The 14,851-nt window shown below is 66.0% G+C and carries 11 protein-coding genes; all 11 read right to left on the bottom strand.

Annotated elements, in window-relative coordinates; all coding sequences use genetic code 11:
* Positions 1-3: 3 nt before the first annotated feature.
* The 11 genes from AABA86_RS06270 to murD all read right to left on the bottom strand — a co-directional run bounded on the left by AABA86_RS06270 (position 4) and on the right by murD (position 14,850).
* Positions 4-894 (bottom strand): outer membrane protein assembly factor BamD, encoded by an 891-nt coding sequence (locus tag AABA86_RS06270; protein WP_212249948.1) that lies wholly within the window; start codon positions 892-894, stop codon positions 4-6.
* Between the two features lie 245 nt (positions 895-1,139).
* Entirely contained in the window at positions 1,140-2,102 is a 963-nt protein-coding gene (gene lpxC, locus AABA86_RS06265) for a UDP-3-O-acyl-N-acetylglucosamine deacetylase (RefSeq protein ID WP_212249951.1), read from the bottom strand.
* Between the two features lie 363 nt (positions 2,103-2,465).
* A complete protein-coding gene (ftsZ, locus tag AABA86_RS06260) occupies positions 2,466-4,256 on the bottom strand; it encodes a cell division protein FtsZ (protein WP_338306201.1) in 1,791 nt (596 codons plus the stop codon).
* An 87-nt stretch (positions 4,257-4,343) separates the two neighbouring features.
* The gene (ftsA, locus tag AABA86_RS06255; RefSeq protein ID WP_338306200.1) at positions 4,344-5,666 is read right to left on the bottom strand and encodes a cell division protein FtsA; all 1,323 of its coding nucleotides are present in this window, start codon (positions 5,664-5,666) and stop codon (positions 4,344-4,346) included.
* Positions 5,663-6,685: a cell division protein FtsQ/DivIB gene (locus AABA86_RS06250; RefSeq protein WP_212249957.1), complete on the bottom strand. Its 1,023-nt coding sequence runs from the start codon at positions 6,683-6,685 to the stop codon at positions 5,663-5,665. The genes ftsA and AABA86_RS06250 overlap by 4 nt, the downstream gene beginning before the upstream one ends.
* Positions 6,686-7,034: 349 nt before the next feature.
* Positions 7,035-8,021, bottom strand: coding sequence for a D-alanine--D-alanine ligase family protein (locus tag AABA86_RS06245; protein WP_338306199.1), 987 nt, complete (start codon positions 8,019-8,021; stop codon positions 7,035-7,037).
* 104 nt (positions 8,022-8,125) lie between these two features.
* Complete coding sequence (gene murB, locus AABA86_RS06240; protein ID WP_338306198.1) at positions 8,126-9,046, bottom strand: UDP-N-acetylmuramate dehydrogenase; 921 nt, start codon at positions 9,044-9,046, stop codon at positions 8,126-8,128.
* A 181-nt stretch (positions 9,047-9,227) separates the two neighbouring features.
* Entirely contained in the window at positions 9,228-10,631 is a 1,404-nt protein-coding gene (gene murC / locus AABA86_RS06235) for a UDP-N-acetylmuramate--L-alanine ligase (protein ID WP_338306197.1), read from the bottom strand.
* Positions 10,632-10,755: 124 nt separating this feature from the next.
* Positions 10,756-11,856 carry an undecaprenyldiphospho-muramoylpentapeptide beta-N-acetylglucosaminyltransferase gene (gene murG / locus AABA86_RS06230; protein ID WP_338306196.1) on the bottom strand — a complete coding sequence of 367 codons (1,101 nt, stop codon included), beginning with the start codon at positions 11,854-11,856 and terminating at the stop codon, positions 10,756-10,758.
* Between the two features lie 207 nt (positions 11,857-12,063).
* Entirely contained in the window at positions 12,064-13,215 is a 1,152-nt protein-coding gene (ftsW, locus tag AABA86_RS06225) for a putative lipid II flippase FtsW (protein ID WP_338306195.1), read from the bottom strand.
* A 237-nt stretch (positions 13,216-13,452) separates the two neighbouring features.
* Positions 13,453-14,850, bottom strand: a complete 1,398-nt coding sequence (murD, locus tag AABA86_RS06220; RefSeq protein ID WP_338306194.1) for a UDP-N-acetylmuramoyl-L-alanine--D-glutamate ligase — start codon at positions 14,848-14,850, stop codon at positions 13,453-13,455.
* Position 14,851 lies beyond the last annotated feature (1 nt).

Below are 14,851 nucleotides of genomic sequence, written 5' to 3'. Positions count from 1 at the left end.
TTCCTAGCCGAGACCCATCTTCTTGAAGGTCCGGCTGATCCAAGACCCCTGATTCTCGCTCGGTTCGAGACCGCCGGATTTTACAAGATTATAGGCGTCCTTGTACCAGCGACTGTCAGGAAAATTGTGCCCAAGCACGGCCGCCGCGGTCTGCGCCTCGCCAACGATCCCGATCGCCATATAGGCCTCGGTCAGCCGGAACAGCGCTTCCTCGACATGGCGGGTGGTCTGGTACTGCGTGACGACGGTCTTGTAGCGGTTGATCGCCGCCGTGTAGTCGCGCTTCTGCGCGTAATAGCGGCCGACATTCATTTCCTTGCCGGCAAGCTGGTCGCGCGCACCCTCGATCTTGGCCTTGGCGGACGTGGCGTATTCCGAGTTCGGATATTTGCGCACCACCTCTTCAAGGGCGGCGATCGCCTTCTCGGTGCGGGCCTGGTCGCGGCTGATGTCCGGGATCTGGTCGTAATGGGAGGCGGCAATCAGATATTGCGCATAGGCCGCGTCCGGGCTGCCGGGATGCAGCGTGACATAGCGGGTCGCGGCGCCGATGCAGCCGTCGAAGTCGCCGCCCTGGTAGGACGCATAGGCCGACATCAGCAGCGATTTGCGGGCCCAGTCGGAATAAGGATGCTGGCGGTCGACTTCTTCGAACTTCCTGTTCGCCGCCTTCATGTCCTTCTTCTCGTTCATGAGGTACAGGCCCTCATTGTAGATCTTGTCGGCGGGCTCCTCGACGAAGGTGTCGTCCTTGGCGGTGAACTTGTCCCAGAGCGAGCCGGTGCCGCAGCCGGCCAGCGGCAGCGCGAGCATCATGAAGGTGACGGCCTGCAGCAGCCCACGGGCCCGCGACGAGACCGAGAAATATCCGCGCGTCGTACGCTGTGCCGACATGAGTTTAAGCCCTGACGCCCTGTGATGCGGTGCCGCCAGCCCATGAACCCCGTCATGGGCGCGAAATGTAACCGTGGTGCCTGCCATGCGACCACGCCGATGTATCCGAAAAGCGATCTTTAACCAACCGGATAGGCAGGCATTCCGCCCGGATTAAGGCGAACGTGCCGCAATGCTAGCCGATCATGGTTACCAGGAGTTTCCCGGGGTAAGCCGCTGCCGGAGGCCCGCGGCAACAACTCTGTTCAGGACACGTCCGGCCCGTAGGCCGCAGCGATCCGGCCGCCGACGATACCGCGACCGACCTCGCCCACGGGACGCGTGGTGCGGCGGGCTGCCTCGCCCTCGACCACCCGCCAGGCGGTACGGTCGGCGAGCAGCGCGGTCAGGACGGCGTGGTTGAGCTTGTGGCCGCCACGCACCGAGCGGTAGGCGCCAAGCAGCGGCAGGCCGGCCAGCGACAGATCGCCGATCACGTCCAGCACCTTGTGGCGGGCGCATTCATCGGCGTAGCGCAGGCCCTCGGTGTTGAGCAGCCGCTCGTCGTCGAACACGACGGTGTTGTCGAATGAGGCGCCGAGGGCATAGCCCGCGCTCCAGAGCCGCGCGACGTCGCACATCAGACCAAAGGTCCGGGCCCGGCCGACTTCGCGGCGGAAACGCTCCGGATTGAGGTCGAAGGCGTAGCTCTGCTGGCCGATGACGGGATTGGTGAAATCGATCTCGACCTCGACGCAGAACCCGTTGGCGTAGGGCCTGATCTCGCCGAAGGAGTCGCCGATCTTGACCGAGATCGGCTTCAAAACCTGAATGAAGCGACGCTGTGCCGGCTGGGTAACGATGCCGGCCTGGTCGATCGCCGCAATGAAGGCCGCGGCGCTGCCGTCCATGATCGGCACTTCGGGACCGTCGATCTCGATGGTGGCGTTGTCGACACCCATACCCCGCAGTGCAGCAAGCACGTGCTCGGCGGTGGACACCAGCGGACCATTGCGATCCCCGAGGACGGTGGCGAAATCGGTCGCGATCACCTGCTCGGCGGTCGCCTGAACTTCGCGATCACTTCCCTCGAGGCCGGTGCGGACAAAAATAAAACCCGCGTCGACAGGCGCAGGCCCAAGGGTGAGAGTGACGGGAAGACCGGAATGAACGCCTACGCCTGCCACCGAGGCTTGCGCACGAAGCGTTGTTTGCCGGCTAAATTTCATCAGGAACCCGCCCCACTATGACCCACTGCGACTTATACTAGACCCACTTGGCCGGCCACTGCCGAGACCCTGCGAATCCGTATCCCCAAGTCACGCCAAACCATAGTCACTGCCCCAAACAGCGCCAACTCACGCTTTTTTACCGATTGTTACCCCAAACCTGCCGTATTCGCGCCAAGGCTTAACCAAATTGCGCCGAGGTTTTGGGCCGCTACCGGCAGTTTGACTGAACACCCAAACACGTAATTAATGATTTAAAATCAGTTGCTTGTCTGCGCAATCCGGACATGCACGGGACAAAAGGAAAGGTCCCGGCAAGCTTGTTGCCGGGACCTTTTTTCGTCTGCCTTATTGTAACAATCCTCAGGTCGCCTGCCGCCGCAGGAAGGCCGGGATATCGAGATGGTCGTCACCCTGTGGCGCCGGCGCAACAGGCGCCGGACGGCCGTGCATATCCAACCCTTGCGGCGCAGGACGACGGGCATACTCGGATACCGGCTCACTTGATGCGATCTGCTGAGCTACGGTCTTCTGCTGCCGGCGCTCGGGCAACGGCGGCATGGCGGGACCGGCGGTGCGGGCCGCGACCGGCGGCTCGCTTTCCTCGTCACGACGGCCGAGGCCGACATTGGCGAGGCGCTGCAGCAGCGACAGGCGGCTCTTCTGCGGGGTCTCCTCCTCGACCTCGCCGCGGGCCTGGCGAATCTCGGCCTGGGCCGGCATCGGCAGCTCATCGAGGCGCGGCATCCGCGGCGCACGGACCGGCGCACGCTCGGCCTGCGGCGGGATGAAGTTTTCCGGCGTCATCGGCTCCTGCATCGCGACCGGGGCCATGTCGGGCTCCGGAAACAGCGTCGGCTTCTGCGCGATCGGGCGCACGGTGACGTCGCCATAGGTCTGCATCGGCGCGGGCGCCTGCGGGACCTCCGCAACGGCGGCGGCGATGGCGGCGAGCGCGGCGCGCTCGACATTCGGACGGGGCGCCATCGGCGCGGCAGCGACCGGGGTTGCGGCCGGAATCTGGCCTTCCAGCTTCTGGGCGCGCTCAGCCATACGCTGATTGTCGGCGCGGAGCCGCGCGGTCAGGTCGGCAAGACGGCTCTCGGCGGCGACGGCCGGGACTGCGGGAGCCTGCGGCGCGGCGTTCGCGACCGGAGCGCTGCTGGCCTGGGTGTTGCGGGCGATCGCGGCCTGCTCGATGCCGGTGGCGACGACGGAGACGCGGATCAGGCCGTCGAGCGCCTCGTCGAAGGTGGCGCCGACGATGATGTTGGCGTCCTGGTCGACTTCCTCGCGGATACGGGTCGCGGCTTCGTCGACCTCGAACAGCGTGAGGTCCTTGCCGCCGGTGATCGAGATCAGCAGGCCCTTGGCGCCCTTCATCGAGCTGTCGTCGATCAGCGGGTTGGCGATCGCAGCCTCAGCGGCGGTCAGCGCGCGCTTGTCACCGGAAGCTTCGCCGGTGCCCATCATCGCCTTGCCCATCTCCTTCATCACCGCCCTCACGTCGGCGAAGTCGAGGTTGATCAGGCCTTCCTTGACCATCAGGTCGGTGATGCAGGCAACGCCCGAGTACAGCACCTGGTCGGCCATCGCAAAGGCGTCGGCGAAGGTGGTCTTCTCGTTGGCGACCCGGAACAGGTTCTGGTTCGGGATGATCAGGAGCGTATCCACGACCTTGTGAAGCTCGTTGATGCCGGCTTCGGCCGTGCGCATGCGGCGGCCGCCCTCGAAGTGGAAGGGCTTGGTCACGACGCCGACGGTGAGGATGCCCATGTCGCGCGCGGTCTTGGCGATCACGGGAGCTGCACCGGTGCCGGTGCCGCCGCCCATGCCCGCGGTGACGAACACCATGTTGGCGCCCGAGAGATGGTCGCGCAGCTCGTCGATCACCTCTTCCGCCGCCGCCGCGCCGACGTTCGGCTGCGAGCCGGCGCCGAGGCCTTGCGTGACCGCAGTGCCCATCTGCACGATGCGCTGCGCCTTCGACATCGTCAGCGCCTGCGCATCGGTGTTGGCGACCACGAAGTCGACGCCCTGGAGGCCCGCCGTGATCATGTTGTTGACGGCGTTGCCACCGGCGCCGCCGACGCCGAACACGGTGATCCGGGGCTTCAACTCGTGAATATCAGGAACGTTGATGCTGATGGTCATGTTTGCCTCTCGATCACGTGCGCGTGGGTTCGCCCCGGCCGGCGGCCGCGGGAGTTGGTGAAAGTCGGGAATTGCGGAAATGAATCATCAGAAGCCCTCGCGTAGCCATCGTCCGACCTTTCCGAAATAGCCGCCGGTCCCTGTCCTGACCTGCTGCCGCGTATGCCGCGGTTCGACATGTTCGTGGTGAACATATTGCGGGTAGACGAGGAGTCCGGCGGGCACCGCGAACGCGGCGTTCTTCGCCTCGTTGGGCAGCCGGCCGAAGCCGAGCGGACGTCCGACCCGCACGGGCCGGCCGAGAATCTGGGTGCCGAGTTCGACGAGGCCGGTCAGCTGCGAGGCGCCGCCCGAGAGCACGACCCGGCCGTTGGGCTCTGAGGCGAAGGGCGAATCCTTCAGCTTGTCCCGAACCATTTCGAAGACTTCCTCGGCACGGTGCTTGACGATGTTGGCGATGGTGGCGCGGGAGACGATCTGCGGCAGATCCTGCTCGTCACCGGCTGTCGGCACAGACATCAGCTCACGCGAGTCCGATCCGCCGGTGATGACGGTCCCGTATAACGTCTTGATTCGCTCGGCATCGGCAATGGTCGCGGAGAGTCCGCGCGCCAGATCCATCGTGATGTGTTGCCCGCCGACCGCAAAACCCGCCGCATGAACGAAACGGCCGCCCGAATAAACGGCAATCGTCGTGGTGCCGGCACCCATCTCGACAACGGCCGCGCCGAGATCGGCCTCGTCGTCGGTCAGCACCGACAATCCGGCGACGTAAGGGCTCGCCGCCATGGCTTCGACATTGATGTGGCAGCGTTCCACCGCCAGCATCAGGTTCCGCGCCACGGTGGCGTCGCAGGTGACGACGTTCATGTCGACACCGAACTGATGGGCGACCATGCCGCGGGGATCGCGGATGCCCTTGACGCCGTCGAGCGTATAGCCGACCGGCAGTGCGTGCAGCACGGTGCGGCCTTCGCCGGTGGCATGGCGCATGCCGGTGGAGGTGACGCGGCTGACATCGGCCTGCGTCACGGCGCCACCACGGATGTCGGCGGCGGCCTCGACCAGCTGGCCGGAAAGCCGGCCGCCGGAGACCGAGAGCAGCACGGACTCGACCCGCACCTTGGCCATTTTCTCCGCGAGCGCGACGGCCTGGCGCACGGCCTGCTCGCATTCGGTAAGGTCGATCACCGCGCCGGCCTTCATGCCGCGCGACTGGATCTGGCTGTATCCGATCAATTCGACTGCATGGGTGCGGCCGCGCAGCGCCTCGCTCGGCGCCGACGGCTTCAGCCGCGCGATCATGCAGGCGATCTTGCTGGTGCCGATGTCGAGGCAGGCGACGAGGCCGCCGCGCTTGTGCGGCATCGGGCGCGTCTTCGGCGTCTGGGTGCGATCAAGACCGGTCATGCGGCGTCCCCGGCCTTCTTTTTCTTCTTGTCCTTGAACAGCTCCTCGCGCGCCTTGGCGGCGTCCTCGGACAGCTGCACCACCAGGCGATCGGGCAGGCGCATGTCGACGGCGACGATGTCGCGCGAGAACAGCCTGTCCTCCTTGTCGAGCTTGGACAGCATCGCCAGCGCGTTGCCGACGTCCTGCTCGGGCAGGCGGATGTCGAGGCCGTCCTTGAGCCTCAGGTTCCAGCGGCGCTCGCCGACGAAGATCGCGGCCTTGGTGATCGAGTTGACCTGCGGATAGCGCGCTAGCAAAGCGAGGAAATCGCGAGCCTGGGTCTCGGCGCCCTTGCCGACCACGAGCGGCAGCGACAGGAAGCGCCGAGAAACATAGGGTTCGAGCACGGCGCCGTCATCGGCGATGACGGAGAGCCGGCCGGCCTCCTGCCACAGCGCGAACGCCTTGCGCTCGGTGAGCTCGATCATGAGCTGGCCCGGATAGAGCTTCAGCACGGTCGCATCGGCGATCCACGGATTGGCCTTGAGCTTGTCGCGCACCGCGTCAGCATCGAGGAACAGTAGCGAGGAACGGCCGCTGACGCCGCCGATCGCCAGGATCTCGTCCTGGCTGAGCTGCTTGCGGCCGTTGATCACGACGGAGGTGATGCGGAAGCCGGCGGAATTGGCCAGCGCGTTGCGGGCATCGCTGACCGCGGTGATGAAATCCTGGAGGTGGCCGCCCTTGACGATGCCGAAACCGCAGCTTCCGATCAGCAGCAGCACGGTCATGCTGATCCCGACCCTGCGCGGCAGATAGCGCTCGATCAGCGCGACCACGCGCGGCGGAGGCTCGCGCTCGACGACGGCCTTGGCCTTGATCTTGGCGGCAGCACGCGCGGCATGAAGTCTTTCCTGGCGCTTGTCCTGGAGCCACTCGCGCAGAAGCACGACCGCTCCGACAGCGGCCGCCTTCAGGTCGGCTTGGGGCCTCAGCGATCTGAAAAGCGACCGGGTGAGGCTTCCTGCTCCATCCATTGCACGAGCTCGTCAACAGTTTGCCCGCGACATCGCGCGGATCCTGGCGAACATGACGTCTTCGACGTGCCGGGCCGGGTGCTGGTCTTCAGCAGAAGAAGCCTCTCCCCTTCAAAGCGTTCGCTGGAGGTGACATCACCCGCGACAGCTCACCCGCCGGCAGCCAAAGCGCCATATGCGCCGCCAGCGTTAACCTTCGGACGTCCTGGTAAACAAAAGGTAAAGTTCGTTAACGTCCGGCGCATTTTGCCCCGCTATGTGAGGCATTTATGCCGCGATGTCCGGCATTTTACCGGTTTTGGGCACCAAATCGGCCCGTTTCGCCCTTCCGGCCGTTAACCAGTCCTAATTATTTCCGCACGCCCCGCCCGGCGAGCTCCACTTGGCCCCGCAGGAAGTCGACGAACTCAATACCCTCGGCTTTCAGCGCCTTGGGGTAGAGCGAGGACTTGGTCAGCCCGGGCAGCGTGTTGGTCTCGAGATAGACGAGGCCCCTGTCCGAGACGATGAAGTCCGACCGGGAATAGCCGGTGCAGGACATCGCGCGGTGCGCCAGCATCGCCTGCGCCTTCAGCGCGGCGGTGATCTCGGGCGCGAAACGCCCGGGGCAGATCTCCTGGGTCGACTTCAACAAATATTTTGCGGCGTAGTCGAAGCTGCCCTCGCCCGGAATGATCTCGATCGGCGGCAGCGCGATGATCGAGCCATCGGTGCGCTCCAGCACGCCGCAGGTCGCCTCGACGCCGGCGATATAGGGCTCGATGACGTATTCCTCGTGCTTCGCCGCGTTGCGGACGGCGACGAGGTCCTGCTTGGCGTTGACGAAGATCAGGCCATAGCTCGAGCCGTCACGCGCCGGCTTTGCGATCAGCCTTCCGTATTCGGCGAAGGCCTCGTCGATGTCGTCGAGCGCTATGTTTGCCGGCGACGTCACGCCGCCGAGCGCGGCGAAATGCTTGGCCGCGATCTTGTCGAAGGCCAGATGCGAGGAGGCCGAGCCAGAGCCGGTGAACGGCACCCCGCGCGCTTCGCACATCGCCTGCAATTCGCCGTTCTCGGCGCGCCCGCCATGCAGACCGAGCACCAGCACCCGATCCTCGGCCCTGGCCTGGTCGAGCGCCTGCTCCAACGGGATGCCTGATGTGCCGGGCTCGAACTCGTCCTCGAAGGGGCGGGCATGTTCGAGCAGCTGCTTGGACTGCACGACATGCACCTTGTCCTCGACGTCCCACCACCACAGATCGGCCTCGGGCAATGCCTGATGCAGGGCCTGGGCCGAGGCGACCGAAACCAGACGCTCGCGGTTGGAGCCGCCGAAGAGGATGGTGATGCGCATGGTCTCTCGTCGCCTCTGTCTTTTGTCATTCCGGAGCGCGCAAAGCGCGAACCCGGAATCTCGAGGTTCCGGGTTCGGCGCTTCGCACCGCCCCGGAACGACACCTATGGGGAAACCCCGATCCGCTTGATTTCCCAGTGTAGCTCAATTCCGGAATTTGCCTTCACGCGTTCGCGCACGGTCTCGCCCAGCGTCTCGATGTCGTGCGCGGTGGCATCGCCCGTGTTGATCAGGAAATTGCAGTGCATCTCGGAGACCTGTGCGCCGCCGACGCGCAAGCCGCGGCAGCCGGCGCCATCCACCAGCTTCCAGGCGGAATGGCCGGGCGGATTCTTGAAGGTCGAGCCGCCGGTCTTTTCGCGGATCGGCTGCGCGGTCTCGCGATGCGTCTGCACCTCCGCCATGCGCGCGCGGATCGCATCAGCATCCTTGATCTCGCCGCGAAAGCGCGCAGAGGTGAAGATGATGGAGGGATCGACGCCGCTGTTGCGGTAGACGAACTTCATGTCGGCATTGGAGAAGGTGTGCTTCGTGCCGTCGCGCCCGACACCGCGCGCCTCGATCAGCACGTCCTTGGTCTCGCCGCCATTGGCGCCGGCATTCATGCGCAGCGCGCCGCCGATCGTGCCGGGAATGCCGAAGTAGAATTCGAGCCCGCCGATATTGGCGGAGGCCGCCACTTCCGCCACGCGCTTGTCGAGCGTGGCAGCACCGGCGGTGACGACATCGCCGCTCGCAATCGCCTCGCCAAAGGCGCGCGGCGCGAGACGGATCACCACGCCGGCAATGCCGCCGTCGCGCACGATCAAATTGGAGCCGACGCCAACGACATAGACGGGAATGTCGGCGGCGAGATGCGCGAGGAAGTAGGCAAGATCATCTTCATCCGCCGGCGTGAACAGCACCTGGGCAGGGCCGCCGACGCGAAACCAGGTCAGCTCGGCCAGCGACTGGTTCGCCAGCAGCCGACCGCGCAACTCCGGCATCGCGGCTTTGAGCTCGGGCGTGATGTCGGGAAAGCTCATGCCACTTCCTCAAGTGAAGAAGGCACAATCTCTCCATTCCCTCCCCCCTTGCGGGGGAGGGAATGGGATAGCCACGAACTCAGAGCTCGCCCGGGGCCACTCCTCTCCCCCGCCCTCCCCCGCAAGGGGGGAGGGAGCGCAGTTTGCCGTGTGGCTGCCTGTGAGACTCTCATCAGAGGCCTCACCCCAGCGCCTTCAATTGGTCCGGCAGCGCATACGCCCATTGCGTGATGTTGCCGGCACCTAAGCACACGACGAGATCGCCGGACTTCGCCAATCCCTTGACGATGCCCGCAAGCTCCGAGGCCGCCGGCAGCGGGACCACCTCGCGATGGCCGTGGGCGCGCAGGCCAACGACGAAATGGTCGCGGTCGATGCCGTCGATCGGCGCTTCGCCGGCGGCATAGACGTCGGCGACAACAACCGCATCGGCATCATTGAAGCAGGTGCAGAATTCCTCGAACAGCGATTGCAGGCGGGTGTAGCGATGCGGCTGCACCACGGCGATGATCTTGCCAGTGTAGGAATCGCGCGCCGCCTTCAACACCGCCGCGATTTCCACGGGGTGATGACCGTAATCGTCGATCACGGTGACGCCGTTCCATTCGCCGGTCTTGGTGAAGCGGCGCTTGACGCCGCCGAAGCCGGCGATCGCCTTGCGGATCGCCTCGTCGGACACGCCGAGCTCGCGCGCGACCGCAATCGCGGCCGTCGCGTTGGAGGCGTTGTGGCGTCCCGGCATCGGCAGCATGAGGTCGGCGATCTCGTGCACGGCGCCCGTCTTGCGATCGCGGAACGCGACCTTGAACTTCGATCCGCCGCCCATCGGGGTCAGATCGACCAGCCGCACATCGGCCTGCGGATTTTCGCCGTACGTGATGATGCGGCGGTCCTCGATCTTGCCGACGAGGCTCTGCACCACGGGATGATCGATGCACATCACGGAAAAGCCGTAAAACGGCAAATTCTCGACGAAATGGCGGAAGGCGTCCTGCACGGCCTCGAAGGTCTTGAAGTGATCGAGATGCTCGGGGTCGACATTGGTGACGATCGCGACATCCGTCGGCAGCTTCAGGAACGTGCCGTCGCTCTCGTCGGCTTCCACCACCATCCAGTCGCCCGCGCCAAGGCGCGCGTTGGAGCCATAGGCATTGATGATGCCGCCATTGATGACGGTGGGATCGAGCCCGCCGGCATCGAGCAGTGTCGCGACCATCGTGGTCGTCGTGGTCTTACCATGGGTGCCGGCGATCGCGACGCAGCTCTTCAGCCGCATCAGCTCGGCCAGCATCTCGGCGCGGCGCACCACGGGAATGCGCCGTTCGCGCGCCGCCATCAGTTCCGGATTGTCGCGCTTGATCGCGGTGGACACGACCACGACCTCGGCACCGTCGACATTATCGGCCTTGTGGCCGACCGAGACTTTTGCGCCCTTCTTGCGGAGGCGGTCGAGATTGTAATTGTCGGAAGCGTCCGAGCCCTGCACGGCATAGCCGAGATTGACCAGCACCTCGGCGATGCCGCTCATGCCGATCCCGCCGATCCCGACGAAGTGGATGGGTCCGATCTCGCGCGGCAGTCTCATGCTGTGTTCCCTGACCTCGCCGCCTTGCGCAGGCGGCGTCTGGCGAAGGTCGCGGCCAAATCAGCCGCGCGCCTTTCCTACTGGATGCCCCGCTTTAGAAGGCGAAGACAAGGGCTTTTTCGCGTCAGATTCCCGCGACCTTGACCACCAGATCGGCCAGTCGCTCGGCGGCGTCGAGCCGGCCGGCACCGCGGGCGGCCTGCGCCATGGCGGCAAGGCGCGCAGGCTCGGCGGCGAAAGCGGAGATTTCGGACGCCAACCGGTCGGAGGTGAACTCGGCCTGCGGGATGCGGATCGCGCCATCCACCTTGACCAGCACGCCGGCATTGGCGAACTGGTCCTGGTCGATCGAGCCAGGCAGCGGCACCAGGATCGAGGGCCGGCCAATCGCCGCGAGCTCGGCGACCGTGCCGGCGCCGGAGCGCGATACCACGAGATGATTTGAAGCGAGCCGTGCCGGCAAATCGGTGAAGAACGGCGCCAGCTCCACCTTGATCTTGAGCTTGTCATAGACCGCGCGCACACGCGCCATGTCCTCGTCGCGCACCTGCTGAGTGAGGACGAGCCGGCCCCACAGCGCAGGCTCGAGCCGCTCGATCGCGCCCGGCACGACGTCCGCCATGATGCGTGCGCCCTGGCTGCCGCCGACGACGAGCAGGCGCAGCGGTCCGTTCACCTCGGGCGCGGCGTAAGGCACGGCAGCCGCGGCGAGCACCGCCGGCCGCATCGGCGTGCCGACCGTCGTGGTCTTTCCAGAGAGCGCCGGATCGCGATCAAGCACGCCGGGCAGCGACGTCGCGATGGCGCGCACGCGGCTCGACAGGAACCGGTTGGCGCGGCCGAGCACGGCGTTGGCGTCGTGGATGATGCCGGGCACCCCGGCGAATTTCGCAGCGACCAGCGGCGGCAGCGTCGGATAGCCGCCGAAGCCGACGACGGCGACAGGCTTCAAGCGCTTGATCAGGGCGTAGGCGGACAGCGTGCCGGCGGCGAGCGTGAGGCCGGCATAGGCGAGCTGGAGCGGGTTGCGGCCCCGCGCGGTCTCGCTCGCGACGACGTCGATCATGTCCTTGGTGAACAACCCGCTGTAGCGCAGCGCGCGCTCGTCCGTGATGAGACGAACGCGAAAGCCGCGCCGGATCAATTCGACGCCGAGCGCCTCGGCCGGAAACAGATGGCCGCCGGTGCCGCCCGCGGCGAGAAGAATCAGAGGGGAATTGTCCATGGTGGGGGAGTTTTACAGGGAGTTTTCCGTCATTGCGAGCCGGCTACGAAGGTGTTCGTGCCCCGGGCGCAGCGCAGCGCGCTCCTGGCGATGCGAAGCATCGTCCAGTTCAGCGTGGTGCGCTGCTGAACCGGGGCCCATTGGTGCGCATTCTGGGTCCCGGCTCTGCGCTCCGCTTCGCGGAGCTGGTCCGGGACACGAGAGCCGTTACGCGTAGCTCCGCATCGCGTCGGCGTGGCCGCTGGCTTCGACCTCGGTGCGCGGGCGCAGCCGCGTCAGCGCCAGCATCATGCCGACACCATAGGCGAGCGACACGATCGAGGAGCCGCCATAGGAGATGAACGGCAGCGTCATGCCCTTGGCGGGGATGAGCTGGAGGTTCACCGACATGTTGATCGCGGCCTGCACGCCGAACAGGATCGCAAGGCCCGAGGCGGCGAAGCGCGAGAACATGTCCTCGGTGGCGTAGGCGCGCGACAGCGTGCGGATGACGACGAAGGCAAACAGCGTCAGCATCGCAAGACACAGGATGATGCCGAACTCTTCGGCCGCGACCGCGAACACGAAGTCGGTGTGACTGTCCGGCAGGCTGCGCTTGGCGATTCCCTCGCCCGGTCCGAGCCCGAACCAGCCGCCGTTGTAGAAGGCCTCCATGGCGGTATCGACCTGGAAGGTGTCGCCCGAGGCCGGGTTCATGAAGCGCTTGATGCGTCCGGCCACGTGCGGGACGAAGAGATAGGCGCTGAACAGGCCGGCGGCGGCCGCGCCCGCAAGGCCGAATACCCAGATCATGCGCATGCCCGCGATGAAGAACAGCGAGCCCCACACCATCAGGATCAGCATGGTCTGGCCGAAATCCGGCTCCATCACCAGCAGCGACACCAGCATCAGAAGCAGCACCAAGGCCATCGAGGTCGCCGGCATCTCCGGCCGCTTGGTCGATTCCGCGAACAGCCAGGCCGCGATGACGACGAACGACGGCTTTGCGATTTCGGAGGCCTGGATGTTGACGCCGAGCAGCGTGATCCAGCGCCGCGAGCCCTTCACTTCGGGCCCGATCGCGAGTGTCAGCACGATCAGGATGATGCTGGCCGCGAAGATGATCAGCGCCGAGCGGCGGATCGCGCGCGGCGACAGGAAGGAGACCCCGAGCAGCACCAGGCAGGACGGGAGGAGGAACATCACGTGGCGGCTGAAGAAATGGAAGGGATCGAGCCCGATGCGGGTCGCAACCGGCGGGCTCGCCGCGAGCGACAGGATCACCCCGGTCAGCATCAGCGCCAGGATGGCGCCCATCAGCGGCTTGTCGACGGTCCACCACCACTCGGAAAAGGGGGTGCGTTCTTCACGGGAGAGCATGGGGCGGCCGCTTTCGGACAGAGGTCGGTCCATTGGTCGCCCAGGTTGGTTACCGGGGGGTTAAGGAAGTGGAGATGTTTTGCGATGATCGCCCGCCGCCACACAACTCACTGTCATGCCCCGGCTTGACCGGGGCATCCAGTACGCCGCGGCCCCTCGGCTCAAGCGCGGTCTCTGGAATACTGGGTCGCCCGGTCAAGCCGGGCGACGACAGCGGAGATTGGGGACTGACGCGCCCTACACCACCGGCTTCACGCCCGGCAGCGCCTGCACCAGTTCGCGGAACTTGGTGCCGCGGATTTCGAAGTTGCGGTACTGGTCGAAGGAGGCGCAGGCCGGCGACAGCAGCACGACCGCGTCCTGCAAACCCGATGCTTCCGCATCGCGCGCGGCGTGCTCGACGGCGACGTCCAGCGTCTGGCTGATCTCGTGCGCGACTGGGCCCAGCGTTCCCGAAAACTCCTGCGCGGCTTCGCCGATCAGATAGGCTTTTCGGATGCGCGGGAAGTAGCCGGTCAGGCCAGTGATGCCGCCGGCCTTCGGCTTGCCGCCGGCGATCCAGAAGATGTCGGCGAAGGACGACAGCGCATGCGCGGTGGCGTCGGCGTTGGTACCCTTGGAGTCATTGACGAACAGCACGTTGCCACGGCGGCCGACCTGCTCCATGCGATGCGCAAGGCCGGGAAAGCTGCGCAGGCCGTTCTGCAGCACATCCTGGCTGATGCCCATTGCGAGCGCAGCTGCGGCGGCGCAAGCCGCGTTCTGCGCGTTGTGCTGGCCGCGCAGCGAGCCAATGCCGCCGAGCGCGGCGATCTCGCTGCGGGCGCCGCCCGAGGTGCGCACGATATTGCCGTGCTCGACATGAATGCCCGACGCCAGCGGGTTCTTGACGGAGATGCGCACCACGGTCTTGCCGGCGCGGTCGAGCCGGTCGGCGATGTCGCGGCAGAACCCGTCGTCGACGCCGACGATCGCAGTGCCGCCCCCTTGCACGCCTGCAACGAGGCGCCCCTTCACCGCAGCGTAGTGCGCGATGGTGCCGTGACGATCGATGTGGTCCTCGCTGACATTGAGCAAAATGCCGACGGAGGGATCGAGCGAGGGCGTGAGGTCGATTTGGTAGGACGACATCTCGATGACGTGGACGCGGCCCATGCGCGGCGGCTCCAGCGACAGGATCGCGGTGCCGATATTGCCGCCCATCTGGGTGTCGTAGCCGGCCACTTTTGTGAGATGCGCGATCAGCGCCGTCGTGGTGGACTTGCCGTTGGTGCCGGTGATGGCGACGAACGGCGCATCCGGCGCATGGCGTCGCCGCTCGCGGCAGAACAGCTCGATGTCGCCGATCACCTCAACGCCTGCCTCGCGCGCTTTCAGCACGCTCCAGTGCGGCACCGGATGGGTCAGCGGCACGCCGGGCGCGAGCACGAGGGCTGCGAAATTCGCCCAGGACACGTTGCGCAAATCTGCGGTGATGAAGCCGGCCTGCGCGGCCTTGGCGACGTTCTCGGCACTGTCGTCGGCGGCGATCACCTCGGCGCCGCCGGCCTTCAGCGCGTGGCAGGAGGCGAGCCCCGAGCCGCCGAGGCCGAACACCGCGACGGTCTTGCCGGCAAAGGACGTGACGGGGATCATC

Origin of the sequence: Bradyrhizobium sp. TM233, assembly GCF_036247965.1 — a bacterium.
GTDB classification, from domain to species: Bacteria; Pseudomonadota; Alphaproteobacteria; order Rhizobiales; family Xanthobacteraceae; genus Bradyrhizobium; species Bradyrhizobium ottawaense.
This window is presented reverse-complemented; position numbering and strand designations above follow the sequence as displayed.

What these genes read in the sequence shown, in the direction of transcription:
- murG (WP_338306196.1), bottom strand. Translation starts at nt 11,856, where the DNA reads ATGGACAATTCCCCTCTGATTCTTCTCGCCGCGGGCGGCACCGGCGGC.
- lpxC (WP_212249951.1), bottom strand. Translation starts at nt 2,102, where the DNA reads ATGAAATTTAGCCGGCAAACAACGCTTCGTGCGCAAGCCTCGGTGGCA.
- ftsW (WP_338306195.1), bottom strand. Translation starts at nt 13,215, where the DNA reads ATGCTCTCCCGTGAAGAACGCACCCCCTTTTCCGAGTGGTGGTGGACC.
- AABA86_RS06245 (WP_338306199.1), bottom strand. Translation starts at nt 8,021, where the DNA reads ATGCGCATCACCATCCTCTTCGGCGGCTCCAACCGCGAGCGTCTGGTT.
- AABA86_RS06270 (WP_212249948.1), bottom strand. Translation starts at nt 894, where the DNA reads ATGTCGGCACAGCGTACGACGCGCGGATATTTCTCGGTCTCGTCGCGG.
- murD (WP_338306194.1), bottom strand. Translation starts at nt 14,850, where the DNA reads ATGATCCCCGTCACGTCCTTTGCCGGCAAGACCGTCGCGGTGTTCGGC.
- murB (WP_338306198.1), bottom strand. Translation starts at nt 9,046, where the DNA reads ATGAGCTTTCCCGACATCACGCCCGAGCTCAAAGCCGCGATGCCGGAG.
- ftsZ (WP_338306201.1), bottom strand. Translation starts at nt 4,256, where the DNA reads ATGACCATCAGCATCAACGTTCCTGATATTCACGAGTTGAAGCCCCGG.
- AABA86_RS06250 (WP_212249957.1), bottom strand. Translation starts at nt 6,685, where the DNA reads ATGGATGGAGCAGGAAGCCTCACCCGGTCGCTTTTCAGATCGCTGAGG.
- murC (WP_338306197.1), bottom strand. Translation starts at nt 10,631, where the DNA reads ATGAGACTGCCGCGCGAGATCGGACCCATCCACTTCGTCGGGATCGGC.
- ftsA (WP_338306200.1), bottom strand. Translation starts at nt 5,666, where the DNA reads ATGACCGGTCTTGATCGCACCCAGACGCCGAAGACGCGCCCGATGCCG.